Source organism: Methylobacterium sp. Leaf104, from assembly GCF_001422885.1.
In the GTDB taxonomy this organism is placed as follows: domain Bacteria; phylum Pseudomonadota; class Alphaproteobacteria; order Rhizobiales; family Beijerinckiaceae; genus Methylobacterium.
The window spans coordinates 96,818-122,113 of sequence record NZ_LMMZ01000040.1 but is presented as its reverse complement, the minus strand read 5'-3'; the positions used below and the strand labels follow the sequence as shown (position 1 = coordinate 122,113).

Genomic DNA, 25,296 nt, shown 5'->3' with positions numbered 1-25,296 from the left:
CGCGGAGATTGCGCCGCCGCCGCGGAGCGATCAGTAGGGGTGGCGGTCCGCCTTCTTCGTCCAGGCTTCGTAGGCCTTCAGCCCCGTCTCGCGCTCGAAGTTCTCGCTGACCCGAATGCGGCGCTGGTCCCAGGGCTTGGCGAAATCCTCGTACTGGAAGGCGTCGTCGAAGCCGATCCTGCTCGTGTCCTTGAGGCTGGCGGCGAAGTAGACGTGGTCGATCCGCGACCAGTAGATGGCGCTCATGCACATCGGGCAAGGCGCACCGTTGATGTAGATCTCGCAGCCCTTGAGCATCTTGGCCCGCTCGGCCACCGGATCGGGGGAGCCGGGCTCACGCGGGATCATCTCCAGGATCGTGCCCGCGCCGTAATCGCTGCCGAGCAGGGCCTTCGGGTTGAGCCGGGCGGAGGCATCCATGATGGCGGTGATCTCCGCATGGAAGACCGGAATGCCGGTCAGCAGCACACGATTCTGGCCGCGCCCGATGATTTCCCCGTCCTTGACGATCACGGCTCCGAACGGCCCGCCCCACCCCTTCTCGACGGATTCGATCGCGAGCCGGGTCGCCTCTTCCATGAAGGCCTTCCGGCCGGGGGGAACCGGGGCCGCCTGCGCGACGGCTCCGGGTGCCACGGCCAGGGACATCCCGACCCCGACGGCACTCGCCAGAAAGGCGCGCCGGCCCAGGTCGCCCGGTCCCGCGCAGTCGCCGGAATGGTCCACCGAACAGGAACAGGACTGAACCATCGACTATCTCCGAAGTCCGACCGCACAGATCGCACGATACATGACCGCGCTGATCAAGTGCGCGAAAAACAGAGCTTCCGCCGTATCCTGTGAATCAGCCTTTTCATCTCGTTATGCGAACGAACCGGCCCTGTATTCAGAGGTGAGGAGCGTCGTTCCGCAGGAAACGATCGGTCGACGTGGCCGCCGCGTCAGAAAAACGACCGCACAAGTCCCCCCACCAGCATGTTCCAGCCGTCGATCAGGATGAAGAACAGCACCTTGAACGGCAGGGAGATCACGGTGGGCGGCAGCATCATCATGCCCATCGACATGACGATGGTGGAGACGATCATGTCGATCACCAGGAACGGCAGCGCGATCAGGAAGCCGATCTCGAAGCCGCGGCGCAGCTCGGAGATCATGAAGGCCGGGATCAGGATGCGCAGGTCGATCTTCTCGCCGCCCTCGGCCTTGGGAATGGTGCGGCTGGCCAGATCCGTGAAGGTCTGGAGATCCTTCGGGCGCACGTGCTGGACCATGAACTCGCGGAACGGCTCGACGAGCTTGGGGATCGCCTCCTCCTCGGAGATCCGGTTCTCGGTGAGCGGCTTGACCCCCTCGTTCCAGGCCCGGTCGAAGGTCGGCGCCATGACGTAGAACGTCATGAACAGCGACAGGCTGACGAGGAAGATGTTGGCCGGCGTGCTCTGGAGGCCGAGACCCGAGCGCAGGAACGAGAACGCGATGGCGAACCGGGTGAAACTCGTCACCATGACGAGGAGGCCCGGCGCCAGCGACAGCACGGTGAGGAGCGCCACGAGCTGCAGGATGCGCCCGCTCGCCGCCCCGTTGCCGGCCGGCAGCAGGGCGTCGAGGGCCGGCAGCCCCGTGGCCGACTGGGCCAGCGCCGGCCCCGCGAGGGCGAGGCCGGCGACGAGTCCGGCGGCGAGGGCGAGGCCTGCGGTGGTGAGCGGTTTCATGGTTCTTCCCAGCAGCCGAGGGGGACGGGGCTCCGGCGACGGCGCCCTACTGCACCACCAGCATCTCGACGATCAGCTCGCGCACCTGCCCCTTGGTGCGCAGGGCCACCCGTTCGTTGAGGTCCTCGCGCAGGTGCTGCAGCCCGCTGGCGCCCTCGAGCTGCTTGAGGGAGACGGTGCGCAGGTAGGCGACGATGTCGGAGCGGATCTCGGCCAAGGCCACGTCCGGGTTCGGCACGGCGCCGGTCTTGAACACCACCGAGGATTCGAGGCGGATCCAGGCGTCGTTGGTGTCGGCGAGGTTGGTCACCACCGAGCCGACGCTGCGCAGGGCGAGATCGCCGGTGTACTTCAGCACCTTGACCGCCTTGTCCTCCTCGTCCTTCTTCTTGACGTCCACCGCCTTCTCGACGGTGGAGAGGAGGTACATGCCCAGGCCGCCGCCGGTGCCGATGGCGACCAGGCTGGTCAGGGCGAGCGCCAGGATCCAGCCCTTGCCGCCGCCCGTCTTCTTGTCGTCGGCCTTGTCGCCGGTCTTGGCCGCCATGGCTCCGCTCCCGCTCGCGAGGTCTCAGAACGGCGCCAGGGTCTCGAAGACCTGCTGGCCGAAGGTCGGCGCCTGCACGTCGGAGATGCGGCCGCGCCCGCCATAGGAGATGCGCGCCTCGGCGATCTTGTCGTAGTCGATGGTGTTCTTGCGCGAGATGTCGCGCGGCCGGACGATGCCCGCCACGGTGAGGACGCGGACCTCGTTGTTGACCCGCACCTCCTGCGAGCCGCTGATCACGACGTTGCCGTTGGGCATCTGCTCGGTGACGATGGCGGCGACCTGCAGGCGCAGCACCTCCGAGCGGTCGATGTTGCCCGCCCCCTTGGTCTCGGTGGAGGAGCGGATGCCGGTATCGGCGGTGGCGGAATCCTTCAGGCCCGAGACGCCGTAGCCGAAATCGAAGCCCAGGCCCGACTTCTGGCTGCGCGAGCGGTCGCTCGAATTTCCGAACTGCGCCTTGTCGTCGATCAGGATCGAGACCGTGATCACGTCGCCGATGTTGCGGGCGCGCGGATCCTGGAACATCTCGGCGCTGCCCGGGGCCCAGGTCGAGTGGTAGGTGCGGCGCCCGAGGGAGCCGTAGGTGGTCGGCAGCGCCTCGCGGGGCGGCTGCAGGCCGGTGCCGATCGGGGTCAGCAGCGGCGCCTGGCCGATCCGGTCGACCGGGGTGTTGCAGGCGCCGAGGGCGGGCGCCGCCAGCGCCAGGATCAGGCCGGCCCGGAACGTGTTGGAAGACATCAGGATTTCTCGCTCGTGCGGGGCTTCTTGGCCGGGTCGGCCTTGGCCGCGCCGGTCTTGCCCATCTCGGTCATCATGCGGGCCAGCTGCGCGGCGCGCGCGGCCTCCATCTCGCTCAGGATCGCGCTCGCCGTGCGGGCGTTGAGCTTGGTCAGGATCGCGGCGGCGCCCTCGTCGGGCATGTTGGCGAGCTGGAGCGCGGCGGCATCGGCCCGCATCTTGGTGTAGATCGCGACCACGCCCTCGTCGGCCTTGGCCAGGAAGGCGTCGCGGCGGGCGAGCCAGGTCTCGTACTCGGCGCGCTTGGCCTCCAGGGCGGCGATCCGCTCCTCGACCTGCTTCTCCAGGGCGGCCAGCTGCTCCTTCTGCCAGGCGAAGCGGGCATCGGCGGCGGCATCCGCGATGCTGGCGCAATAGGCCGGCGGCTTCGGTGCGGGCTTCGCCACATCGGGCTTGGCCAGTTCCGCCTCGGGTGCCCGGACCTCGGCGACCTGCGCCTCCGGACCCTTGGCCTCCGGACCCTTGGCGTCGATCGCCCCCGTGGTCTCGATCGGCTGGGACACCACCGTGACGGCGGGATCCGTCACCGGCTTGGCCGCGACGGCGAGGCGGGGGGCCGCCGGCTTCGGGGCGGCTTTCGGGAACGGCCCCGGGTTCAGCCCCGAGATCGCGGGCCGGCCGCCCTCGACGGCGCGGGCCGGGCCGAGGCCGAACGAGGCGAGGGCCAGGGCGCCGACGAAGAGCAGCACCCGCAGGGCCATCAGCGCGAGCCAGCGCCCGGGCCCCGCCGGCGGACGGCTCTGGACCACGAGACGGGCCGGCTCGCCCGGCAGCGGAAGGCCGTTCGTCGCGCTCATTGCACCACCAGCTCCGCCTGGAGCGCCCCGGAGGTCTTCACCGCCTGCAGGATCGAGATGATGTCGCTGGGCTTCAGCCCGACATTGTTGAGGCCGCGCACCAGGGTCTGGAGATCCGAGCCGCCGATGATCGCCATCCGGCCGGCCTGCTCGTTGACCGCCACCTCCGTGCGCGGGACCACCGCCGTCTGCCCGTTGGAGAACGGGGCCGGCTGCGAGACCTCCGGCGCCTCGGTGACCCGCACCGTGAGATTGCCGTGCGTCACCGCCACGGTGGAGATCTGGACGTTGCGGCCGATCACCACCGTGCCGGTGCGCTGGTCGACGACGACCCGGGCCGGGGTGTCGGGGTTGATGGTGAGGTCGCCGATCTCGGCCACGAACCGGGTCTGGGCGATGTTGTGCGGGCGCATCAGGGCGATGGCGCGCTGGTCGCGCGGGGCGGCGACCCGGCGGTTGAAGCGCGCCAGGGCATAGGCGTTGATGGCGTCGGCCACCATGGTGGCGGTCTTGAAGTCGGGGTTCTTCAGCTCGAACACGAGCTCCGGCAGGTCGCGGAACGTGCCCGGCACCTCGCGCTCGATCAGGGCGCCGTTGGGGATGCGCCCGGCGGTCGGCACGCCCTGCGTCACCGTCTCGGCCTGGCCGCCGACGCTGAAGCCGGAGACCGCCAGCGGCCCCTGCGCGGCCGCGTAGGTGAGGCTGTCGCCGCCCATCAGCGGCGTCATCAGCAGGGTGCCGCCCTTGAGCGAGGTGGCGTCGCCGAGCGAGGTCACGGTGACGTCGATGCGCGAGCCGGTGCCGGTGTAGGGCGGCAGGTCGGCGGTCACCATCACGGCGGCGACGTTGCGGGTGCGCAGGCGCGCGTCGCGGACGTTGATGCCCATGCGGTCGAGCATCGATTGCAGCGACTGCTCGGTGAACTGGGCGTTGCGCAGGGTGTCGCCGGTGCCCTGCAGGCCGGTGACGAGGCCGTAGCCCACGAGCTGGTTGTCGCGCACGCCCTTCAGGGTGGCGATGTCCTTGATCCGGGTACCGGCCAGGGCGGGGGTCGGCAGGGCGAGGGCGAGGGAGACGAGGATCGCCAGGAAACGGCGCATCAGCGGTCCCCGGTCCGGATTCGCCCGTCCGCCATCACGGTGCCCAGCACGATGCGGTTGGTGTCGGTGTTGCGCACGCGGATGACGTCGCCGAGGCCGCCGTTCTGCAGCGGCGCGCCGACGGCGGTGATGAGCAGGCCCTGCTCCTCGAACACGATCTGCGTCGGCGTGCCCCGGCTGACGAGGCGCGGGTCGTCGATGGCGTTGACCGGCACCGGCTCGCCCGGCAGCAGCATCCGCCGCGCGACCCGGCCGACGATGGCCATCGGCGCGTCGACCACGGCGGTGCGCGCCTTGAACGTGTCCGGATAGGCCTGGACCCGCAGCATCGCGGCCTTGATCGTGTCGCCGGGATAGATCGTCACCGTCGGCACCGGCAGCAGCAGGTCCTCGGCGGCGGCCGGCCCGGCCAGCAGCGCGAGGCCGAGGGCCGCCAGGCGGCACCGGCTGCGCAGGGAGGAGCCCGGAAGGTGAGTGCCCATGAGGTGGTCGCGCCCTTGGAAGGAGGCCCGGACGGGCGGCCGCGGCCGCCGGCGGGGAGCCGGTGCCGCCCGTCGCCGCCGCGCGGAGGTCGGGGATGTCGAGGTCGGGCGCCGCCGCCGATCCGGCTCAGCGGAGCCCCTCGGACGAGCGGATGCCCTTCGGACTAGCGGATGCCCTTGGAGACCGTGCCGGCCATCTCGTCGGCGGCCTGGATCACCTTCGAGTTCATCTCGAAGGCGCGCTGGGCCGTGATCATGTTGGTGATCTCCTTGACGGGATCGACGTTCGAGCTCTCGAGATAGCCCTGCTGCAGCTTGCCGAAGCTCGGGTCGCCGGGCACGCCGGTGACGGGGGCGCCGGAGGCCGCGGTCTCGCGGTAGAGGCCGTTGCCGAGGGGCTCCAGGCCGGCATCGTTGGCGAAGTTGGCCAGCGTGATCTGGCCGAGATTCTGCGCCTGCACCTGCCCGTCCACCTTGGCGAAGACCTGGCCCGACTGGTTGATCACCACGTCGACGGCGCCGTTGGGGATCAGGATCGCCGGGTCGAGGGCGTAGCCCTCCAGGGTGACGATCTGGCCGGTGTTGTTGCGGTTGAAGGCGCCGGCGCGGGTGTAGTTGATCTCGCCGTTGGGGTTGGTGATCTGGAAGTAGCCCCGGCCGTTCACCGCCAGGTCGAGCTGGTTGGCGGTGTTGGCGAGCGGCCCCTGCCGGTGCAGGTTGCGGATGGCGGCGGTGCGCACGCCGAGGCCGAGCATCGCGCCCTCGGGCACCGGCTCCTGGCCGGCCTGGTTCGGCACGCCCTGCTGGCGCTCGGCCTGGTAGAGCAGGTCGGTGAACTCGGCCCGGGCGCCCTTGAAGCCGGTGGTGTTCAGGTTGGCGATGTTGTTGGCGATGACCTCGAGGTTCATCTGCTGGGCGTTCATGCCCGTGGCCGCGATGGCGAGCGCTCTCATGGTGTCACGGTCCCGTCGGTTCGTCGGATCGGCCGAAGGTCAGATCGGCATGCGGCTGAGTTCGAGATAGGCGGCGACCACCTTGTCCCGGACGGCGATGGCGGTCTGCAGGCTCTGCTCGGCGGACATCACCGCCTCGACCACCTGCTGCGTCGAGGCCTTGCCCTGGATGCCCGAGATGGCGGCGGCCTCGCCGGTGCGCAGGGAGGTGCGCAGGCCCCCGGCGAGCTGGGCCATGACGTCGCCGAAATCCGTGCCGGGCGCGGCCGTGGAGGCCGCCGGCAGCACGGGGAAGCTGGTGCGCGCCAGGGGCGCGGCGCTGTCGGTGCGGGTGATGCCGGCGGCCCGGTCGAAGGCGGCGAGCGAGGTGAGGGCTTCGATCATCGCTCAGTCTCAGGTCCTCAGGAGGTCGATGACGCTGGCGACCATGGCGCGGGCCTGCTTGATCACCTGGACGTTGGCTTCGTAGGAGCGGTTGGCCTCGCGGATGTCGGCCATCTCCACCAGCACGTTGACGTTGGGCATCTTCACGTTGCCCTCGGCATCGGCCGCCGGGTTGCCGGGGTCGCGCTCGACGCGGAAGGGCGCGTCGTCGGTGCCGATCCGGCGCAGGGCCACGCTGGGGCCGCCGGCCGCCCGGTCCAGGGCGGACCGGAAGGTCACGGTCTTGCGGGCATAGGGGTCCGCCCCGGGGGCGTCGCCCACCGATTGCGCGTTGGCGACGTTCTCGGCGGCGATGCGCAGGCGCAGGGACTGCGCCTCCATGCCGGCGGAGGCGAGACGGGTGGAGGCGGTGAGCGGGTCGATCATCAGCTGCCCCGCACCGCCGCCTTGAGCATCCGGTCGAAGGCCTTGACGATGCCCATGTTGAGGTTGTGCTCGCGGCTGACCGTGCCGGCCTTGAGCATCTCCTGCTCCAGGCTCACCGAGCTCGAGGTCGAGAGCGCGTCCCAGGCCTCCCCGGCGGTCACCGGCTTGACCGGGATGCGGCCCTCGCCGGAAGTGACGTGGGCGCTCTCCGTCATGGTCATGCCCATGGAGGCCGTGCGCGCCATCACCTCGGAGAAGGGCACCACGTCCCGCGCCTTGTAGTCGGGCGTGTTGGCGTTCGCGACGTTGCTCGCGATGGTCGCCTGCCGCACCGCGAGGTAGCGCGCCTGCTGCGAGGCCAGGTCGAAGAGGTAGACGCCTGTCACGGCCGGCTCCGGTCCCAATCGTTCATGACCGGAGCTTTAGGGCGACTATCTTGTCCGAGGCTGACGGGGGGCGGGATGCGTGCGGGCTTCCGGACGGAGGTCGCGAACGGGCGGTGACCCGTACGCGAGCACGGGGTCAGGTTTGGCCAGACACGACCTGTCCGCGGCCTGGACCCTGTTCGAGGTTAGCCCCGCGTGTATCGGCCCTGCCGACCGCTCGGGTTTCTCCGACATGACGAATCCGGTCGCCTTTTCCCGGCAGGTTCGGGCCTGGCAACATTCGGTGACGCAAGGCGAACTTCTGGGTGCCGGGAAGACGATGGGGTAAAAGGCACATCGTTCAGGTTGTTCTCGGCCCTTTGCGCATTGTGTGAACGTCCGCTCTCAAGTTCTCGAGCCGTCGCTTCGAACGATTGGGTCGGGTGGATTTCCCCAGTCCGCTTTGGAGCAGCGCAAACGTTAGAGCGCACGCATCTTCCTCACAGGCGGTGATCCACTCCGGACCTCTCCCCTTCGCTGCAGCGACGACTATCAAAATCGTGCTGCGACCCCACCCAGGATCGTCCGTGGGACGCCCGGTGTAGCGTAGCGGTTCTGGAAGGCGCGGTCGTAGTAGGTCGTGTCGAGTAAGTTGTCGACGTTGAGGTAAAGCCGCACCTGCGGGGTGATCCAATAGTACGAGATCAGGTTGAAGACCGTGTAGTCCGGCAGGCGGAAGGTCGAGAGAGCGGTCCCAGCCACGCGCTGACCGACATGAGTTACGCCTCCGCCGAGGCCGAGGCCGCGCAACTCCGCCCCCTGAAACTCGTAGACGCTCTGAAGGGCAAGGGTGTCGGCAGGGATGTTGGCGATCCGCGTACCCACCGGCAGAGTGTTGTCGCGGCTTACAGCAGCATCGGCATGGGTGTAGGTGCCGATCACCCGCCAGCCAGGCGCCAGATAGCCGGCGACGGTCAGGTCGAAGCCCTGGCTGCGCACCTCGCCGGCCGCAACGCTGAAGTTCGGATCGATCGGATCGGCCGTGAGGACGTTGGTGCGCCGGATGTCGAACAAAGCCGCAGTGGCGCTCAGTTGCCCGTCGAGCAGGCTGACCTTGGTGCCGACCTCGTAGCCCTCGCCCTGCTGGAAGGCAAACGGCCGTCCCGAGCGATCCGTACCGGTATTGGGCAAGAAGGAGCGGCCGTAGCTGCCATAGACCGAGACCTCGTCGGTGAGGTCGTAGGTGAGGCCAAAGCGCGGCGTCGCGACCGTGTCGTGCAAGCTCGTGGTGCGACCGGTGCGGTAGTCGGTTGAGACGAGGCCGAGGTTCTCCACCCGTACGCCCAGAAGGGCATGGAGGCGCTGTGTGAGGTCGATCTGGTCCTGGACGTAGCCGCCAAAGCTCTCGGTGTTCTGCAGGAAGTTGGTGATCGCGGCGAGAGGCGGCTGGGCGGATTGTCCGTAGCGGGGCGCGAGAAGGTCGAGAGTGAACGGGAAGAGGTTTGCGTTCGAGCGGCTGAAGACCTCCCGGTACCGGTACGTGTCGTACTCGAAGCCCGTGAGCAGGGTATGACGGAAGGGGCCGGTCTCGAACTTGCCCGCAAGATTGAGTTGGAGGTCGAGGTCAGACCAGTTCAGGTCTCGACGCTCGAACGTTCGGCGCAGGGTGCGTCCGTCGCTGAGGACGTTCATTGCGCCTACGCCATCGCCGAAGAGGCGACCACCTAGCGCCTGGACGCCGGCAGTTACCACCCAGTTCTGATCGAGCTTGTGCTCGATGCGGAGTTGGCCGAGGGCGTTGTTGTTGCGCACCGGCGGGATGTCGGGCTCGCCGATGAAGCGGTTGCGGGGCAAGGCGCGAATGTTACCGGAGATCGGTACGACGCCTCGGTCGAAGGTCGCTGCGGTGCTTGCGAACTCCCCCTCTAGGGTGATCGTGGTGTCGGCTGTCGGCTTCCAGGCGACGACCGGGGCAATGTAGAAGCGGTCTCCGTGCACGAAGTCGCGGAAGCTGCCGTTGTCCTCGACGGCGCCCGTGACGCGAGCGAGTACTCGGCCATCCTCGTCGAGGGCGCCGGTTGCGTCGAAGGTGCTGCGCTTCTGGTTGAAGCTACCGAACTGCGTGCCGATTGCGAGGGCACGCTCGGCCAATGGCTGCTTGGTGACGATGTTGAAGGTCCCGCCCGGGTCGCCGCGGCCGTAGAGGAAGGCCGAGGGGCCTTTCAGCACCTCGATCCGCTCGATGGAGACCACGTCCGGCGAGGGCGGATAGCCCCGGTTGATCGGGAACCCGTTGCGGTAGTACTCGCCCGTGTTGAAGCCGCGGATGGTGAACTCCGTCAGGCCAAGGCCTCCGAAATTGTTGGCGCGGCCGACGCCGGCAAGGTCGAGGGCGGTGTCGACCCGCGTCGCGGCGGCGTCCTGAAGAACCCTATCCGGCACGACAACCACCGTCTGGGGCACTTCGCGCAGCGGTGTATCGGTTCGCGTGGCACTGACACTACCCTTGGCGAGGTAGCCATCCGTCCTGTTGGCCGGCCCATTGGCGGGACTGCCGTTGCCGGCCACAGACAATTCGTCGAGTTGCACCTCTTGCGATGCGTCGGCCGCAACCTGGGCCAAGGCGGGGCTCGGTCCGAAGCTCACGAAAGAGCCTGACTGCCCTATGACTGCAACGGCCACCGATACGGCGAGGACCCCATTGCTTTTAAAATTTATCTTTGACGCAATCACGCACAGAGACCGACTTGGAGCAGCGATCGGCCGTTACAACCCAGAAACATACACGGTCAAGTTCGTGGATGGCCCCTCTCGACAAGCCTAGTTTGTAGCCTTTCGAAGCTCGGTCAGCCTGTTTTTAGAACTGTTGCAAACGAAGGTCTCCTTAAGCTCGCTTGTTGCTCGCGCAACACATCGACCGGACCGGGCGAACGACCGCTTTCGGGGAACACCCACGACGATTGGAATCTCCGGCTCGGGTCGGATGAGGAACGTCCGCTTCCGGAAGCAAGGTCTCCGGAAGCAAGGCCAAGGTCCGCCCGCACCCGCCTCGGACCATGTCGCATGCAACCATGGCTGTCAGCGAGACGAACGTTTGCCAGGCATCCTCACGCTGCAGGACAGAGCTGAACACTAATAGCGATCCGCTTCGTTGGGACCGCCTCCTGCCCCCTCCTCGGGTTGTTCCGCTGGACGCTGGTCCCTCCTGGCGGGCAAGGGAGCGGTGTTCTGCGGCCTTGCAGGGGGCGGCGGACTTGTCTTTCCCGCAGGACCGGGCGGACCCGTCCTGCCGATCGGTCCGGGCGGACCGGCGACGCCCGGACGCCCCGGCTCTCCCTGTGGTCCTGCCGGACCGCGAGGTCCCGCCGGACCGACCGGCCCTTGCGGTCCCTGAGGGCCGGCCGGCCCCATCGCTCCAGCGAGTCCCGCTTCGCCGCGTGGCCCGCTCGGCCCTTGAGGCCCCTCCGGGCCGGGAAGGCCCGTCCCGCCATCGGATCCGGGGTTGCCCTGTGGCCCGGGTCGCCCTGGCGACCCGGATGGGCCCTGCTCACCTTTCGGCCCCATCAAGCCCATGGGTCCGGGCGGACCGACGGCAGCCGGCCCCTGAGGACCCTGCTGTCCGCATTCTCCGACGACGACCTCGCGGACTTGCTTCGGTGTCCGAAGTTTGATGATGCAGGTTGGGGGATGATAGATCACACGAAATTCATAGTTGCCTTTGGCATCGGTCCAGCGCGTAAATTTTTCATCGAGCATGATCTCGGCACTTGGTTCGTCGACGGATCCAAGGACCCACAATTCCCCGGCCGTGATCTTCGCACCATCGATATGGATTTCGGCAAGGGAGGGCGCAGCAAGGCTACACAATGTCCATGCGAGCGGCAGAGGCGAGAGCTTCCTATTCAGCATAGCGCAGGCCTCTCGCGTGCGGCGATCGAGCGCGCACAATATTTATAAACGCACAAGCTTGTAAACCGAATATGGACCGATGTCTGTGCAGGCGCGGTTTCGATACCGTTTCCGATCCGCCGAATGTTGAACGATGCCACGCTGTGCGGGGGAACGGACTCCACGAAACCTCTCAGCTTGGCATCTACGATCATCATCGGGGGTCGCCTGCGGTCGGCACGGGCCATTTCGGCGGGCGACGCCGATCCGGACGCAATCCCGGCATCCGTGACAGGAAGGCTCGCGGCCATTCGGCTCGGGAGGCAGCCAGCGCGCAGATGCTTCGAGGAGCGACGGTCCGCATCCGCTCCTTCGGAGCCGCCCCGGCGCGCCGAAGGCCGGGACGCCTCGATCGGAGCGTGCGGATCGCTTCGGCGCCCCTTCCGATGGGGACCGAAAGCCCCTTGCGGCGGCGTCTGCTTGACACGGACCGACGCGCCCGCCTCAGTGCCCGGACCCCGACACGCCCCGGGCGACCCAGACATCGGCCAGACCGTCCCCTGACCCGCACCCCGCGCCCCGCCTTGCCGATCGCCCCGCCCCCCGCCTCCGCCCGATCCGCCTCGTGAGCGCGCCGCACGCACCCGAAATCCGGGTCCTGCTGCCGGAGGCGGCCCGCTATGCCGGCGGGGCCGGGATCGGGCCGGGGGAGACCGAGCACTGGGTTCCGGCCAAGAACCGCTGGTCGCGGGTGGTGCTGCCCTTCGACGGCGTGGTGCCGGAGGCGTGGTGCAGCCTCGGCTTCCGCCTCGCCTGGGCGGAGGCGGAGACCGCCGGCGCCGCCCTCGACTTCGCCCTGGTGGGGATCGACTTCCTGGCCGAGGACGGCTCGAGCCTCGACTTCGACCACGTGCCGGGCCTCGACCGGACGCTCCTCGACCCGCAGGGCAGCTGGATCGCCGGCCCGTCCGCCCTGCCGCCGGAGACGCAGGGGGCGCGGGCCGGGCGCATCCACCTCGCCTTCCGGGTGCCCGCGCCGGCCACCCGCCTCACGGTGACGATCCGCTCCTGGCGCAACAGCCACCCCTTCGCGGTGGCCGAGGCCCGCCTGACGCAGGGGGCGGACCTGGCCCCGGCGCCCGCCCTGATCCCCCGGATCCGGCACCGGCTCGGGCCGGAGCCGGCCTGGCGCGACCACGCCCTGGTGCCGGGCTGCGGCCTCGTGCTGCGCGGCCAGCTCCACACGCCGCGGCCGGGCTCCCACGCCGCCCTCGCCCGCATCGTCTACCGCGACCGGGACGGGGCGGAGCTCGACCCGCCCTATCCGGGCACGATCTCGGTGCCGGGCCTCGGCGCCCTCGTCGACCTCTCCGCCCACCAGCAGGCCCGACGCTTCACCCTGGAGCTCCAGCCCCCCGCCGGGGCGGCGCGGGTGGCGGTCGGCTTCGCCACCTGGGAGGCGGACGGGCCGGAAGCGGAACTCCTCGCCCCGCCGGAGGTGGCCCTCGCGGACCGGATGCGCCTGGAGAGCCTCTGCGCCGACGACCTCCTCGCCGCCCCGGACTTCCTCGCCCGCCTCGCCGAGCGCCTGTCCCTGCCCGGGGCCGCCTTCGCCGGCTGGTGCCCGCAGCCCGAGGCGGCGGCCGCCCTGCCGGGGGTGCTCGCCCGCGCCCGGGCGATCCAGCGCGGCGAGGGCCACCGCGCCGCCGGCCTCGACCGGACCCTGCGCCTCGCCGGCCAGCCGGCCTGGACCCTGCCGGAGGCGCCGGACTGGACCGAGGACCCGTTCCGCTCGGTGCCCTGGCGCCTGGAGTACCAGTCCCTGGCCTGGCTCGGGGCGCTCGCCGAGGCCCCCGGCGGCGCGGCCACGGCCGTCGGCCTCGCCCTGTCCTGGTCACGGGCCAACCCCTGGGGGGCGCCCACCGACGGCCTCGCCCTGCACCCGGCGGCCCTGGCCGCCCGCACCGAGACGGTCCTGCGGCTCCTCGCCCGGGCCGGCAAGCCCGGCGGCCCGGCCTCCCTCACCCTCACGGGCGAGGCGGTGCGCCACGGCTTCGCGCTCGCCGAGATCCTCGGCCAGAACACCTTCGGCCGCTCGATCCACCAGCTCCAGGCGGCGGCGACCCTGCGCATGGTCGCCCGCGCCCTGCCGCTGCTGCCGCTCTCGGCCCATTGGCGCTCCCTGGCCGACGCCGCCCTCGCGGCCGGCCTCGCGCCGCTCCTCGATGCCGAGGGGCGGTTCTCCGACCCGGCCCTGCACCAGCGCCTCGAACTCCTGACCCTGCTGCGCGCCCTCGGCCTCGGCCTCGACACCGACGATCCCGCCGAATCGGCGCTCAAGGCCCGGCTCGACCGGCTCGTCGCGGCCGGGCTCCCGGCGGTCGCCGGCCTCCTCGATCCGACCGGGCGCCTGCCGCCGTTCGGGGACGCCCCCGCCGGCGAGGATGCCGCCGGCTGGATCGGACGCCTCGGCGCGGATGCGGGACGCGCGCTCAGCGCCGAGCGCTGGTCCGAAACCCCACGACCTCGACGCGACCGTCCTGGTATACCGCGGGTCACCCTCGAGCCCGCCGCGGGCCGCGTCGACCCGATTTCGGGGATGATCGCGCAGCGCCACGACGCCCCCGGCCGCGGCTGGGGCCACTTCGCCTGCACCTTCGCCAGCCAGGGTCCCGGCCACCGGGACGTCGGCTCCTTCGTCTACGCCTGCGAAGGGGTGCGCTGGATCGTCGAGGCCGGCGGGTCGAGCCAGGTCGAGACCGGCGCCGCCCGCCACCACCTGCTCTCGGGCGCCGGCCACAACGTGGCGGCCCTCGACCAGCGCGAACCCATGGCCGGCCCGGCCCTCTACCTCGGGGCGCAGCGCCTCATCGGCGCCACCGCCCACCGCCTCGCCACGCAGGCCTACGGCCCCGAGATCGCCCACCGGCGGGTCTTCCTCGTCCTCGACGATCTCTCCGGGCTGGCGGTCTTCGACCGGTTCGCCGGGCCGGGCGCCCTCGGCTTCGAGGGCACGGTCCACCTGTCGCCGGAGATCCTGCTGGCCCTGGCGGGCCCGCGCCGGGCGATGGCCCAGGCCGGGCGCCACCGGCTCTCGCTCTCGCCCCTGGCGGTGACGGGGCGCTGCGCCGGCCTGACGATCCGCAACGGCTGCAACGCCCATCCGGGCGCCCTGCGGGGCTTCGTCGCCGCGCCCTCCGGCGGCCTGCAGCCGACCAGCGTGCTCGGCTACGCCTTTGCCGGCCAGGGCACGGTCTGCGGCGGCCTCGCCCTCGCGGCGGACGCGGATGCCGACCGGCGACTGACCGCGCTCCTCGGCGAGGCCGCCTTCGCGCGCCTGCTCACGGAGGCGTAGGGCTCGCTCTCAGGAGCGCACTTCGCGCTTGGCGACGAAGTTGAACTCCTCCACCAGAACGTCCTTCACCACGTCGGAGCCGAGGCGGGCATTCACCTGCTTGCGGATCTCGGCGAGGCGCTGGGTGACGTTGTAGCGGGACAGACGTTTGAAATCGATCGCCGGATCCGTGTAGATCTGCCGGAATGTTTCATCGACCACGAAGGCGTTGGGTGGCACGGAGAGCGTGTGCATCAGTCGCGCATCGGCAGTGAAAACTAGGACGGCGACGATGTAACCCTGCACCTTGCCGTCGACGACCATGGGGACGTTGATAGGCGGCAGCTTCTGGTACTGGAGACCTTCGAGGTAGGGCTCGGTCTTCTTGGCGAACAATCCCGCACCCCAGGTCACTGCGCCGTAGCAGGACAGGATGGTGAGGCCGCAGATCCACAGGCCGGTGACGAGGATGCGCATGATGGGGAACGGGCCTCAGCGCCGGAGATGGCCGGAATAGGTGCCGTCGGACTCGGACTCGCGGATCGAATCCGCGACGATGCCGGAGATCTCCTCGACGGCCCGCAGGTGCAGACCGACCGCATCCTGGTTGCGCTCCAGGGCGCCGCGCAGGCGAAGCAGCTGGTCGAGCAGCGGCGGCGCGAGCTCGGCGGGGTCGAGGCCGCGCGTCAGGCGGGTGAGTTCGAGCAGGCTCTGGCTCTTGCGCCGGTTCACCGCCTCCTGGTCGACGGGGCGGTGCGCCAGCAGCGCCTCGGTCTCCGCCGTGACGGTGGCTTCCAGGCGCTTCAGGGATTCGAGCAGCATGCGGTCTCAGCTCTCAGAGGTCTTGGTCGACGGGGCGATGGCGGCCGCGGGCGAATTCAGCGGACGGGCCGCCTCCAGCATCCGGGCGATGCCGACCCCGCCGGCCTTGGCGACCTCGGTCCCGACCTGATCGGCGAGCATCGACTTCCAGATCCCGCCGGCATTGCCCTTGCCGAAGACGGCACTGGCCTTCGAGGGCATCATCGTCTCGACGAACTGGCGCAGGACGAAGGCCTCGAACTGCTTGTAGGGATCGCCGGACTTGCCGGCGCCGGAGACCGCGTTGTCGGTCTGCAGGGCGGTGAGGGTCCCTGGGGCGTCGAGGGGCATGTGTACCGAGACCCCGGCCATGCGGTAGGCGTCGCCGAACGCCGCCGGATCGGTCCCGGGGGCCGACAGCTTGGCGGCGGCCTCCTGCACGCGGCCCGGATCGGCGGCGCGGGCCACGTCGAGGACGATGTCGGTGGGGGGCGAGATGCTCATGGCGGGCGTTTCGGCGGGTTCGAGGAGCCGGTAGCCCGGAGGAATAGGCCCCGTGGCTTTCGGCAGGCTTGCATCGAGGCCTCGGGCGTCAGTCCGGCGGGTGGGCGCCGCGCGCGGCCATGAGGTCGAGTTGTTCGAGCAGGGCGCGCTGCTCGCGCTCACGCTCGCGCAGCTTCAGGAGGCCGTCGGCCTGGCGCTCGGCGCGCTTCTCGGCGAGACCGCGGGCGCGCAGTATTTCAGACAGTCGTGTCGAGGTCGCGCCGAGTTCGGTCGCCTCGGCCGCGAGCGCGCGCAGGCGCCGCGCGGCGGCGTCGAGGAACAGGCCGTGCATGGTCTCGCCGGCGAGGGTGGCCAGCATGGCGGCCCGATCGGCCTCGACCTTGGCGGCCTGCGCGCGGTTGGCGGCGAGGTCGCGCTCGGCGATGCCCCGCATCTGCTCCTGGACCCTGAGCAGGCGCTGGGCGCGGACGAGCCGGAGGCGGGTGGTCATCGGCTCAGCCCCGGCGCAGGTAGTCGAAGTAGCCCATGACGAACTGCATCATGAACTCGTTGCTGATGGCGTAGAGCAGCAGCAGCCCGCCGGCCATGATGAACGGCGTGGCGATGAAGTAGACCGGGATCTGCGGCACGAGCTTGTTGATGAAGCCGGCGGCGAGGTTCACCGCCACGGCGTAGACGAGGAACGGCGCGGTGATGCGCAGGCCGAGCACGAAGGCGGTCGTGACCTGGTCGACGATGCGCACCAGGGCGGCCTGCGAGCCGATGCCCTCGCCGGGCGGGATGCGCGCGTAGGAATCGATCAGGCCGCGGAACAGCTCCCAGTGCAGGTCGGCGGCGAACAGCAGGGCGGCTGCCGCCATCATGATCATCGCCTCGACGGCCGGCACCGGGTCCATGCCCTCGGCGACGGAGCCCGGCATGCCGCCGAAGCCCACCATGGTGACGGCGGCGTTCACGACGGTCTCCAGGACGACGTAGTAGACCCGGCCGAGGAAGCCGAGGACGAGGCCGGTCAGGCTCTCGGTGACGATCCAGCTCAAGGTGGCGCCGGGGTCCTGGGCCGCGAGCTTGCCCTGGAACAGCGGCAGCAGCAGCGGGGTCAGGGCGAGCGTGACCGCGAGCGAGATGAGGAGGCGGACCTGCGCGGGCACGCGGGGGCTCGAGAAGCCCGGGACGATGAGCAGGCAGGCGCCGACCCGGCAGAAGATCAGGAACACCCCGAGAAAGCTCTCGGGGCCCAGCACGGCCAGGAGCGGAGCCGTCACGAAATGGTCCCGAGGGAGCGGATCTCGACTCCGCGCGCGATCTCCAGGTGCGAGAGGACGGCCAGCGTCGGATAGAGCCGCTCGATGATCATGCGCACGTAGGGGCGCGCGTCCGGCGCGGTGACGAGGGCGAAGTTGCGGGTCTCGCGCATCTGCTTGCGGATCGCCTCCGAGGCCTCGGTGCCGAACTGCTCCACGAGGCGCGGGTCGATGTCGAACTCGATGACCTCGCCCTTGCCGTCGCGCTTCAGGCTCTGGTGGAACGAGAGGTCCCAGGCGCTGCCGAGGCGCAGCACCGCGAGCACGCCGTTCTCGGCGAGGTCGCCGCAGATCTGCTGGGCGATGCGCATGCGGACATGCTCGGCGATCTGCTCGGCCCGGCGGGCATGGGGCGTGATCTCGGCCACCGCCTCCAGGATGAGGTGCAGGTTGCGGATCGACACCCGCTCGGAGAGCAGGAGCTTCAGCACCGCCTGCAGGCCCGAATAGGAGATCTGCGACGGGCAGATCTCGTCGAGCAGGCGCTTGTACTCGGGATCGAGCCGGTCGAGCAGGTTGCGCATGTCCTTGTAGGACAGCAGCGTGGGCAGGTTGTTGCGGATGACCTCGGAGAGGTGGGTCAGCAGCACCGAGGAGCCGTCGATGGGCTCGAACCCGCCGCGCCGGACCTCGCCCGCATAGGCGTCGAGCACCCAGCGCGCCTTCATGCCGAAGGCGGGCTCGCGAACCTCGTCGCTCGGCACGTCCGGCACGGGGCCGTCGCCGACCACCACGAGGAGTTCGCCCGGCCGCAGCTCCTGGGTCGCCACCACGGTGCCGTGGATGAGGATCTGGTAGCATTTCGGCGGCACGGCGAGGCTGTCGGTCAGCTTGATGTCGGGCACCACGAAGCCGTACTGGCGCGCGAACTTGCGGCGCATCTTGGCGACCCGGTGCGAGAGCTCGGACTGGGCGCCCTGGAGCTGGGCCGAGATCTGGCGCCCGAGGCAGAGCTCGATCTCCGGAGTCTTGAGCGATTCCTTGACGGATTCACGGACCGCGATCTGCTTCTTCTCCTCCTCCGCGAGGGCCTTGGCGTCGACGAGGGCCTTCTGGGCGGCGAGCTTCCGCGGGATCGCGTAGGCGGTGAAGGCCATCAGCCCGGAGAGCACCATGAAGGGCAGGAAGGGCAGGCCCGGCACCAGGGCGAACAGGAACATCAGGGCCGCAGCCACCGAGAGGGCGCGCGGATAGGCCCCGAGCTGGCCCATCACCGCCTGCTCGGCGGTGCCCCGGGTGCCGCCCTTCGAGACGAGGAGGCCGGCGGCCAGCGAGACGATCAGGGCCGGGATCTGCGAGACGAGGCCGTCGCCGACCGAGAGCTTGGTGAACACGTCGGCCGCCTGGCCCAGCGGCATGCCGTGGCGGGTGGTGCCGATGATGATGCCGCCGAACACGTTGACGGCGATGGTGATGAGGGAGGCGATGGCCTCGCCGCGCACGAACTTCGAGGCGCCGTCCATGGAGCCGAAGAAGGCGCTCTCCTCCTCCAGCTCGCGCCGGCGGTGCTGGGCCTCCTTGTCGTCGATGAGCCCGGCGTTGAGATCGGCGTCGATCGCCATCTGCTTGCCGGGGATGGCGTCGAGGGTGAAGCGCGCGCCGACCTCGGCGATGCGGGTGGCGCCCTTGGTGATGACGAGGAAGTTCACCGTGATCAGGATCAGGAAGACCACGATCCCGATGACGAAGTCGCCGCTCATCACGAACTGCGAGAAGCCCTGGATGACGTGGCCGGCCGCCGAGACGCCGTGCTGGCCGTTGGCCAGGATCAGCCGGGTGGTGGCGATGCCGAGGGCCAGGCGCAGCAGGGTCGCGATCAGCAGGACGGTGGGGAAGGCCGAGAATTCCAGCGGCTTCTTGATCCAGAGCGCCACCATCAGGATCAGGACCGACAGGGCGATCGAGAAGGCGAGGCCGATGTCGAGCAGGATCGCCGGCACCGGCAGGAACAGGATCGCCAGGATGGCGACGATGCCCGCCGCGAACCCGATGTCCCTCTGGGAGCGGCGCTCTCCTGCGATCGTGGCGCTTGCCGCCATGGCGGATACTCAACCCCCGTGAATCTCCACGGGCTTGTCGCTCCGCAAGCTTGCGCGAGGGTCGCCTGGCGCCGGGGAGGCGACCGAACGGGCACGGCGCGCGTTGGAATACCGACGACTCCGCCGCGCGGGTGCGCGCGTGCTAAGATCTTTGTCTGCGTCGGCGGCGCGCGTTGGGACTTCGCACCCACCGCGCGTCGCCTGTATCGTATCCTGTGAAAGCCGCGATCGACCCATGTCCAAGCTTCGACTTGCTCTCCTCCTCCCCGCCATGCTCGTTCCGGGCATCGCATCCGCCGAACCCACGCCGATCCGCGAGTTGCTCAAGCTCTCCTGCACGGGGGACTATCTCGAGCATTGCAGCATGCATCCGCCCGGCGGACCGGAGGTCGAGGCCTGCTTCCGTCAGAACCTGCGCAAGCTCTCGCCGGACTGCGCTCGGGCGATCCGGACCTACCAGCGCGAGAAGAAGTCCAACCGCTAAGGGGCCGGCGGCACCGGCCGCTCGCCGACGCGAACCAGGATCACGCCGTGCCGCAGGCCGAGGCAGACACCGTCCGGTTTCTCGACGCCGCCGAGGCGGCCCTGGTCGTCGAGTTCGGCGCCCGGGTCGATCCGGATCTCAATGCGCGGGTGCTCGCCCTGGACGCGGCGCTGGCGGAGGACCCGATCGCCGGCCTTTTGGAGACGGTGCCGACCTACCGTTCGCTGATGATCCACTACGACCCGCTGGTTCTCGGCCGGGATGTCCTGGTGGCGCGGGTCACCGATCGTCTCGGCCGCACCGCGGCACCGTCGCGCACGGGGCGCAGCTGGACGCTGCCCTGCTGCTACGACCCGGTCCATGCGGAGGATCTCGCGGCGGTCGCCGACCGCGCCGGCTTGACGGCCTCCGCCGTCGCCGAGCGCCACGCCCAGGGGTCGTACCGGGTCTACATGTACGGGTTCGCGCCCGGCTTCGCCTATCTCGGCGGCCTGGCCGACGCCCTGGCGATTCCCCGCCGCCAGACCCCGCGCCCGCCCCATCCCGCCAACGCCCTCCTGGTGGGCGGCGGCCTCGCGGCGGTGGCGACCGTCCCGATGCCCACGGGCTGGTACGTCGTCGGCCGCACGCCGGAGCGGCTCTATTCCGAGGCGCGGCCGGGGGGCTTCCTCATCGAGCCCGGCGACGCGCTTCGCTTCGAGCCCGTCGACGCGGCGACCTTCGCCGCCCTGGATGCCCGGGCGGAGGCGGGAGAAGTCCTCGCGCGGAGGAGCCCGTGACGGCCGAGGCCACGCTCCGGATCCTCACGGCGGGGGGCGGCGTCAGCCTGCAGGATGCCGGCCGGCACGGCTTCCTGCGCTACGGCATCACGCCGGCCGGGCCGATGGACCCTCTCGCCCACGCCACCGCCAACCGCGCCCTCGACAACCCCCTCAGCGCCACCGCCGTCGAGGTCTCCCTCGGCGGCCTCGCGCTCACGGTGGCGGAGGCCGCCGTCGACGTCGCCCTGGCGGGCGGCGACCTGCGCATCGACCTCGACGGGCGGCCCCTTCCCTCGGCCGTCGCCCTGACCCTGCGGCCCGGCGCCCGGCTGACCCTCCGGGCGGGACAGACGGGGGCCTGGTGCAGCCTCGCGGTGGGGGGCGAGATCGCCGTGGCGGCGGTGCTGGGCTCGACGGCGACCCACACCCGTTCCGGGCTCGGGGGCCTCCGCGGACGCGGCCTGGAGGCGGGTGACAGCCTCCCGGTGGCGCATCCGCGCGCCTCGGTCGGCGAGCCCGCGCGCCTCGCGGTTCCGTGGCTGCACCGACCGCCGGAGGTGATCCGCGTCGTCTGGGGGCCGCAGGACGATCTGCTCGAGGCCTCCAGCCGCGACGCCTTCCTGGCCGGTCCCTGGCGGATCGGTCCCCGGGGCGACCGCATGGCCTGCTTCCTCGAAGGTCCCGCGATCCGGGCGCGAACCCACGACATCGTCTCCGACGGCATCGCCATGGGGTCGATCCAGGTGCCGGGCTCGGGCCAGCCGCTGGTGCTGATGGCCGACCGCCAGCCCACCGGCGGCTACCCGAAGATCGCCACGGTGATCGGCGCCGATCTCGGCCGCCTCGCCCAGGCCCGGACGGGCACGCGGCTGCGCTTCGCCGCCGTCGAGATCGCCGAGGCGGTGGCGGCGCGGCGGGCGGAGCGCGAGGCCCTGGTCCCGGCCATCGCGCGCCAGCCCGTGCTGCGCACCGACTTTCCCTCGGAATTCCTGCTCGGGACCAATCTCATCGGCGGCGTGGTCGGCTAGGATCGCGCCGCCAGCGGCCGCCGGGCCGCGCCGAGCCGGGATGCGCCAGGATGCCGACCATCGACCTGAATGCCGATCTCGGCGAGGGCTTCGGCGTCTATCGCTGCAGCGACGATGCGGCGATGCTCGACCTCGTGACCTCGGCCAACGTCGCCTGCGGCTTCCATGCCGGCGACCCCGAGATCATGGCCGAGACCTTCGCCCTGGCGCTGGCGCGGGGCGTCGCCGTGGGGGCGCATCCGGGCTTTCCCGACCTCGCCGGCTTCGGCCGCCGGCCGATGCCGTTCGGCCCGGCCGAGATCGAGCGGCAGGTCGCCTATCAGGTCGGCGCCGCGCAGGCCCTGGCCGCCCTGGCGGGCCACCGCCTCGCCTACGTCAAGGCGCACGGGGCGCTCGCCAACCGGGCGGCGGCGGAGCGGGACGTGGCCGATGCCGTCGCGCGGGCGGTCAGGGCCGTCGACCCGAAGCTCGGGCTCCTCGCCATCGCCCGCACCGAGCAGGTGGCGGCCGGCGAGGCGGCGGGCCTCGCCGTCCATGCGGAGATCTTCGCCGACCGCGGCTACACCGAGGCGGGTCAGTTGATCCCGCGCGGCCAGACCGGAGCGCTGATCGCCGAGGCCGATGCGGCGGCGGACCGGGTGCTGGCGATGGTGCAGGCCGGCGGCATCCTCACCGCTCGGGGCACGCTGCTGCCGACGCGGATCGACTCGGTCTGCGTGCACGGCGACAGCGCGCACGCGGTCTCGATGGCGCGGGCGGTACGGGCGCGGCTGGAGGAGGCCGGGATCGTCCTCCGGGGCCTCGGTCAGAACCCGGTGACGATGCGCCCGTAGGTGGCTTCGGCGAAGGTGTAGATCTGCGCCCCGATGAACGAGCTCGTGACGAGGAGCACCAGCAGGATCACGACGATCTTGGGCACGAAGGTGAGCGTCACCTCCTGGATCTGCGTGAGCGCCTGCAGCAGCGCGACGGCGATGCCGATCAGCATCGCCGCGGCGATCGCGGGACCGGCGGCGACGATCACGGTCCAGATCGCGGCGCGCACGAGTTCGAGGGCGTCGACCTCGTTCATCCGGTGGGTTGCCTCATCCTGTGGAAGGGTCGGGCCTGTCTAGCCCGGAACCCGTCACTGCGACAGCGAGATGCCCTCGGTGAGGAGCACGTCCTGGCCGCTGGTCAGGCGGGCGAGCGCGCCGTCGCTGGTGATCTTCACCGACTGGACCTGGCCGGTGGTGGTGCCGTCCGCGGAGGTGACGGTGCGCCCGATGATCTGGTCGGCCTGCGAGAGGAAGCTCGAGGACAGGAGCGAATCGAGCTTCGAATTGGTCTTCGTCGCCTGCTCCACCTGCGAGAAGGTCGCCAGTTCGCTGACATAGGCCGTGGAATCCATCGGCTTGGTCGGGTCCTGGTTCTTCAGCTGCGTCATCAGCAGGGTGAGGAACGTGTCGGCGTTCATCGAGGCGGCGATGCCCGTCGCCGTCTTGGCGGCGGCGGCGGTGGTGGCCGTCTGGGATGTGGCCGTGCTGGTGACGCTGGCGACGCTCATCGGCGGGCCTCCTGGTTCGATGGCCGGGTCAGGCCGGGTGGGTGTGGGATTTCGTGGATGTGGCCGGGAGGCCGGGCAGGGCCTCGAGGGCGCCCGCACCCGCCTGCGGGGTGGCCGCCAGCAGGGCGGCCTCGTGCGGATAGAGTCCGCGAAGCAGCTTGAGCGCCTCGATCAGCCGGCCGGCTTCGACAAGCTGGCCGACGCCGAGGACGCCCTCGCGGATCTCCGGATCGGCGACGACATCGAGGATTCCGGCTTGCAGGGTGCGGCAGAGGTCCCGAGCGCGCTCGGCGCCGGCCGGCTCGATCACGATCGCCTGGATCGCGAAGTAGAGCTGGCGCAGGGGCGTCGTCGCCGCCTCCGCCTGGAGCACGTGGGTCTCGAGCAGGAAGGTGGCGTCGTTCAGAAGCTCCAGGGAGACCTTCCGATCGACGCGCAGGACCGCGCCGTTCACGAACACGCGCTCGCCGGCGCGCAGGGACAGGCGCATGGGCCGGCTCACCGCAGGCCGTCCCGGATCGAGGTGTTCACCGCGATCAGGGCCGACAGGGTCCGGTCGGGCGCGGCGATCACCGCGTTGGCCTCGTGCATGCTCCACAGGCCGATGGAGACGAGGTCGGCGCGCAGCTCCGGCGGCAGGCCGTTATCCTCGCTGCGCAGGTCCTCGATGAGCACACCCCAGAGGCTCTGCAGGAAGCCGGCCGCCGTGGCGCGGTCGGTCTGCTGGGCATCGGGCCGGTCGGCGAGGCGCAGCAGGTCGAGGGCCTGGTCGAAGGCGGCGCGCTCGCGCTCGCGCGCGATGGCCGGAGCCTCCTCCAGGATCTCGGCATAGGAAAACTGGTACATATCGGTCCTGTCCCGTGTATCCGCGGCCCGCCGCGCCGAGGCGCGGAGCGGGCCGATGAGCCGTTGGGGCCGGCGGGGTCCCTCGGGGTCGAGGCCCCGCCGCCGGGTCGTCGCGGTGTCCGGCCGCCCGGGCCGGCGCCGCCCTAGAGGTAGTTGACGAGGCTGAGCTGGCGCAGCTGCGCGGTGAGGGCGTAGGAGATCTGGACCTGCGTCGACAGGCGGTCGCTCCGGGTCTTGGCCTCGGCGGTGTCCACGCCCTCCATCTCCCCGATCTGCGACTGGAGCAGGGTCTGCTGGGACTCGAGCCGGGTGTTGGCGCCGGTGATCGCGGCCTGCGAGCGTCCGAGATCGGCCTGGAGCGTGATCAGGCCCTGGCTCGCCTGGCCGAGCAGCCCGGCAACCCGGGTCGTCAGGACGTTCTGCGCCGCCGCCGAGAGGTTCTGGGCGCCGAGGTCGGAGGCCATCACGTAGGCCATGGCGAGCTTGCGCAGGGCCGGTGCGTTGGCGCTCACCGAGGTCGTCACGGTCTCGCTCAGCGAGATCTGGCTGGTCAGGGGCGCGCTGCCGGCCCCGGACCAGTCGGTGCTCCAGGCGCCGGCGTCGAACAGGCCCTGGAAGGCCGGCCCGTCGAGGAAGCTCGCCATGTCGGCGGCCGTGATCGCGCTCGCGCCGGGGCTGTCCTGCGACATCCCGAAGGCCGCCTGGAAGGCCGCATCGACGGCGGTCTTCGCCGGGGAGGCCGGGCTCCCCGCGTAGGCGGTCACCGGCGCCTCGGCGGTCCGGGTGCCGCCGAAGACGAACTGGCCGCCCGCGGAGGTGTTGAGGAGCGCCGTCAGGGTGACGAGCCCGCTCGCCGCGATGTCCTTGAGGACGCCGGCGCGCCTGGCCTCGGGCGTCCCGGTGAGCGCCGTCAGGGTGGCGTCGGCCCCGGCCTGCATCTGCTTCAGCACGGCCTGCGTGGTGCCGAGCCGCAGCGTCGCGGCGTTGTTGCCCTCGCGCAGGGCCGCCAGTTCGGCGATCTTCTGGCGCAGCCCGACGGCGAGGCCGCTGCGGCTGCCGAGGGCGAGGCCGACATCGGCGTAGCGGCCGGTGACGAGCTCCTGGCTGGCCTGCGCCATGTCGGACCGCATGCGGGACACGCCGATGCGCGGCGCGTTCCAGAAGCTCAGGGTGGAGAGGGCGTTGGTCCGCATG

At 70.7% G+C, this 25,296-nt stretch carries 28 protein-coding genes; 5 read left to right on the top strand and 23 right to left on the bottom strand.

All coding sequences use genetic code 11. The features are described 5' to 3' along the window. Positions 1-30: 30 nt before the first annotated feature. From ASF49_RS21165 to ASF49_RS21110, 12 genes are all read right to left on the bottom strand, one after another. Positions 31-750 (bottom strand): nucleoside deaminase, encoded by a 720-nt coding sequence (locus ASF49_RS21165; RefSeq protein ID WP_082511456.1) that lies wholly within the window; start codon positions 748-750, stop codon positions 31-33. Between the two features lie 191 nt (positions 751-941). Next, positions 942-1,712 (bottom strand): flagellar type III secretion system pore protein FliP, encoded by a 771-nt coding sequence (gene fliP / locus ASF49_RS21160; RefSeq protein WP_056477735.1) that lies wholly within the window; start codon positions 1,710-1,712, stop codon positions 942-944. Positions 1,713-1,758: 46 nt separating this feature from the next. Next, the gene (locus tag ASF49_RS21155; RefSeq protein WP_056477733.1) at positions 1,759-2,259 is read right to left on the bottom strand and encodes a flagellar basal body-associated FliL family protein; all 501 of its coding nucleotides are present in this window, start codon (positions 2,257-2,259) and stop codon (positions 1,759-1,761) included. A 24-nt stretch (positions 2,260-2,283) separates the two neighbouring features. Next, positions 2,284-3,000 carry a flagellar basal body L-ring protein FlgH gene (flgH, locus tag ASF49_RS21150; protein ID WP_056477731.1) on the bottom strand — a complete coding sequence of 239 codons (717 nt, stop codon included), beginning with the start codon at positions 2,998-3,000 and terminating at the stop codon, positions 2,284-2,286. Beyond that, positions 3,000-3,566 carry a MotE family protein gene (locus ASF49_RS24825; RefSeq protein ID WP_056477953.1) on the bottom strand — a complete coding sequence of 189 codons (567 nt, stop codon included), beginning with the start codon at positions 3,564-3,566 and terminating at the stop codon, positions 3,000-3,002. Before ASF49_RS24825 ends, flgH begins: the two co-directional genes overlap by 1 nt. A gap of 287 nt (positions 3,567-3,853) precedes the next feature. Beyond that, complete coding sequence (flgI, locus tag ASF49_RS21140) at positions 3,854-4,957, bottom strand: flagellar basal body P-ring protein FlgI (protein WP_056477729.1); 1,104 nt, start codon at positions 4,955-4,957, stop codon at positions 3,854-3,856. After that, the gene (gene flgA, locus ASF49_RS21135) at positions 4,957-5,439 is read right to left on the bottom strand and encodes a flagellar basal body P-ring formation chaperone FlgA (RefSeq protein WP_082511455.1); all 483 of its coding nucleotides are present in this window, start codon (positions 5,437-5,439) and stop codon (positions 4,957-4,959) included. Before flgA ends, flgI begins: the two co-directional genes overlap by 1 nt. Positions 5,440-5,603: 164 nt before the next feature. Next, positions 5,604-6,392 (bottom strand): flagellar basal-body rod protein FlgG, encoded by a 789-nt coding sequence (gene flgG / locus ASF49_RS21130; RefSeq protein ID WP_056477728.1) that lies wholly within the window; start codon positions 6,390-6,392, stop codon positions 5,604-5,606. A gap of 39 nt (positions 6,393-6,431) precedes the next feature. Then, positions 6,432-6,776 (bottom strand): flagellar hook-basal body complex protein FliE, encoded by a 345-nt coding sequence (locus tag ASF49_RS21125; RefSeq protein WP_056477727.1) that lies wholly within the window; start codon positions 6,774-6,776, stop codon positions 6,432-6,434. Positions 6,777-6,785: 9 nt separating this feature from the next. Continuing rightward, positions 6,786-7,202, bottom strand: a complete 417-nt coding sequence (flgC, locus tag ASF49_RS21120; protein WP_056477725.1) for a flagellar basal body rod protein FlgC — start codon at positions 7,200-7,202, stop codon at positions 6,786-6,788. Further along, complete coding sequence (gene flgB / locus ASF49_RS21115; RefSeq protein WP_056477949.1) at positions 7,202-7,588, bottom strand: flagellar basal body rod protein FlgB; 387 nt, start codon at positions 7,586-7,588, stop codon at positions 7,202-7,204. The genes flgC and flgB overlap by 1 nt, the downstream gene beginning before the upstream one ends. Before the next feature lie 531 nt (positions 7,589-8,119). Continuing rightward, positions 8,120-10,189 (bottom strand): TonB-dependent siderophore receptor, encoded by a 2,070-nt coding sequence (locus tag ASF49_RS21110; RefSeq protein WP_243214824.1) that lies wholly within the window; start codon positions 10,187-10,189, stop codon positions 8,120-8,122. 1,891 nt (positions 10,190-12,080) lie between these two features. Here ASF49_RS21110 and ASF49_RS21105 point away from each other — a divergent pair. Continuing rightward, positions 12,081-14,810 (top strand): heparinase II/III domain-containing protein, encoded by a 2,730-nt coding sequence (locus tag ASF49_RS21105; RefSeq protein WP_243214826.1) that lies wholly within the window; start codon positions 12,081-12,083, stop codon positions 14,808-14,810. Between the two features lie 9 nt (positions 14,811-14,819). On the opposite strand, the gene ASF49_RS21100 is transcribed toward ASF49_RS21105, so the two are convergent. The 6 genes from ASF49_RS21100 to flhA all read right to left on the bottom strand — a co-directional run bounded on the left by ASF49_RS21100 (position 14,820) and on the right by flhA (position 19,437). Further along, on the bottom strand, positions 14,820-15,266 hold the full coding sequence (locus tag ASF49_RS21100) for a hypothetical protein (RefSeq protein WP_056477721.1): 447 nt from the start codon (positions 15,264-15,266) through the stop codon (positions 14,820-14,822). A 15-nt stretch (positions 15,267-15,281) separates the two neighbouring features. Further along, the gene (locus ASF49_RS21095; RefSeq protein ID WP_056477719.1) at positions 15,282-15,611 is read right to left on the bottom strand and encodes a hypothetical protein; all 330 of its coding nucleotides are present in this window, start codon (positions 15,609-15,611) and stop codon (positions 15,282-15,284) included. Positions 15,612-15,617: 6 nt separating this feature from the next. Further along, on the bottom strand, positions 15,618-16,094 hold the full coding sequence (locus ASF49_RS21090; RefSeq protein ID WP_056477718.1) for a rod-binding protein: 477 nt from the start codon (positions 16,092-16,094) through the stop codon (positions 15,618-15,620). 88 nt (positions 16,095-16,182) lie between these two features. After that, complete coding sequence (locus ASF49_RS21085) at positions 16,183-16,584, bottom strand: hypothetical protein (RefSeq protein ID WP_056477716.1); 402 nt, start codon at positions 16,582-16,584, stop codon at positions 16,183-16,185. Between the two features lie 4 nt (positions 16,585-16,588). Beyond that, positions 16,589-17,359, bottom strand: coding sequence for a flagellar biosynthesis protein FliR (gene fliR, locus ASF49_RS21080; protein ID WP_056477712.1), 771 nt, complete (start codon positions 17,357-17,359; stop codon positions 16,589-16,591). Continuing rightward, entirely contained in the window at positions 17,356-19,437 is a 2,082-nt protein-coding gene (flhA, locus tag ASF49_RS21075) for a flagellar biosynthesis protein FlhA (protein ID WP_056477711.1), read from the bottom strand. Before flhA ends, fliR begins: the two co-directional genes overlap by 4 nt. Before the next feature lie 235 nt (positions 19,438-19,672). On the opposite strand from flhA, the gene ASF49_RS21070 reads away from it, so the two are divergent. From ASF49_RS21070 to ASF49_RS21055, 4 genes are read left to right on the top strand one after another with little or no spacing between them, the layout of a single operon-like run. Beyond that, entirely contained in the window at positions 19,673-19,921 is a 249-nt protein-coding gene (locus tag ASF49_RS21070; protein WP_056477709.1) for a hypothetical protein, read from the top strand. A 47-nt stretch (positions 19,922-19,968) separates the two neighbouring features. Continuing rightward, complete coding sequence (locus ASF49_RS21065) at positions 19,969-20,700, top strand: 5-oxoprolinase subunit B family protein (RefSeq protein ID WP_056477707.1); 732 nt, start codon at positions 19,969-19,971, stop codon at positions 20,698-20,700. Further along, entirely contained in the window at positions 20,697-21,710 is a 1,014-nt protein-coding gene (locus tag ASF49_RS21060; protein ID WP_056477705.1) for a biotin-dependent carboxyltransferase family protein, read from the top strand. Before ASF49_RS21065 ends, ASF49_RS21060 begins: the two co-directional genes overlap by 4 nt. A 50-nt stretch (positions 21,711-21,760) precedes the next feature. Continuing rightward, the gene (locus ASF49_RS21055; RefSeq protein WP_056477703.1) at positions 21,761-22,543 is read left to right on the top strand and encodes a 5-oxoprolinase subunit PxpA; all 783 of its coding nucleotides are present in this window, start codon (positions 21,761-21,763) and stop codon (positions 22,541-22,543) included. On the opposite strand, the gene ASF49_RS21050 is transcribed toward ASF49_RS21055, so the two are convergent. From ASF49_RS21050 to ASF49_RS21030, 5 genes are all read right to left on the bottom strand, one after another. Further along, positions 22,516-22,782: a flagellar biosynthetic protein FliQ gene (locus ASF49_RS21050; RefSeq protein ID WP_056477701.1), complete on the bottom strand. Its 267-nt coding sequence runs from the start codon at positions 22,780-22,782 to the stop codon at positions 22,516-22,518. The two genes, ASF49_RS21055 and ASF49_RS21050, sit on opposite strands and share 28 nt — an antisense overlap. 54 nt (positions 22,783-22,836) lie before the next feature. Beyond that, complete coding sequence (gene flgD / locus ASF49_RS21045; RefSeq protein ID WP_056477699.1) at positions 22,837-23,256, bottom strand: flagellar hook assembly protein FlgD; 420 nt, start codon at positions 23,254-23,256, stop codon at positions 22,837-22,839. Between the two features lie 28 nt (positions 23,257-23,284). Continuing rightward, positions 23,285-23,746 carry a flagellar biosynthesis repressor FlbT gene (flbT, locus tag ASF49_RS21040; protein WP_056477697.1) on the bottom strand — a complete coding sequence of 154 codons (462 nt, stop codon included), beginning with the start codon at positions 23,744-23,746 and terminating at the stop codon, positions 23,285-23,287. Positions 23,747-23,754: 8 nt separating this feature from the next. Beyond that, the gene (gene flaF / locus ASF49_RS21035) at positions 23,755-24,102 is read right to left on the bottom strand and encodes a flagellar biosynthesis regulator FlaF (protein ID WP_056477695.1); all 348 of its coding nucleotides are present in this window, start codon (positions 24,100-24,102) and stop codon (positions 23,755-23,757) included. 143 nt (positions 24,103-24,245) lie between these two features. Further along, the gene (locus ASF49_RS21030) at positions 24,246-25,295 is read right to left on the bottom strand and encodes a flagellar hook-associated family protein (RefSeq protein WP_056477693.1); all 1,050 of its coding nucleotides are present in this window, start codon (positions 25,293-25,295) and stop codon (positions 24,246-24,248) included. Position 25,296 lies beyond the last annotated feature (1 nt).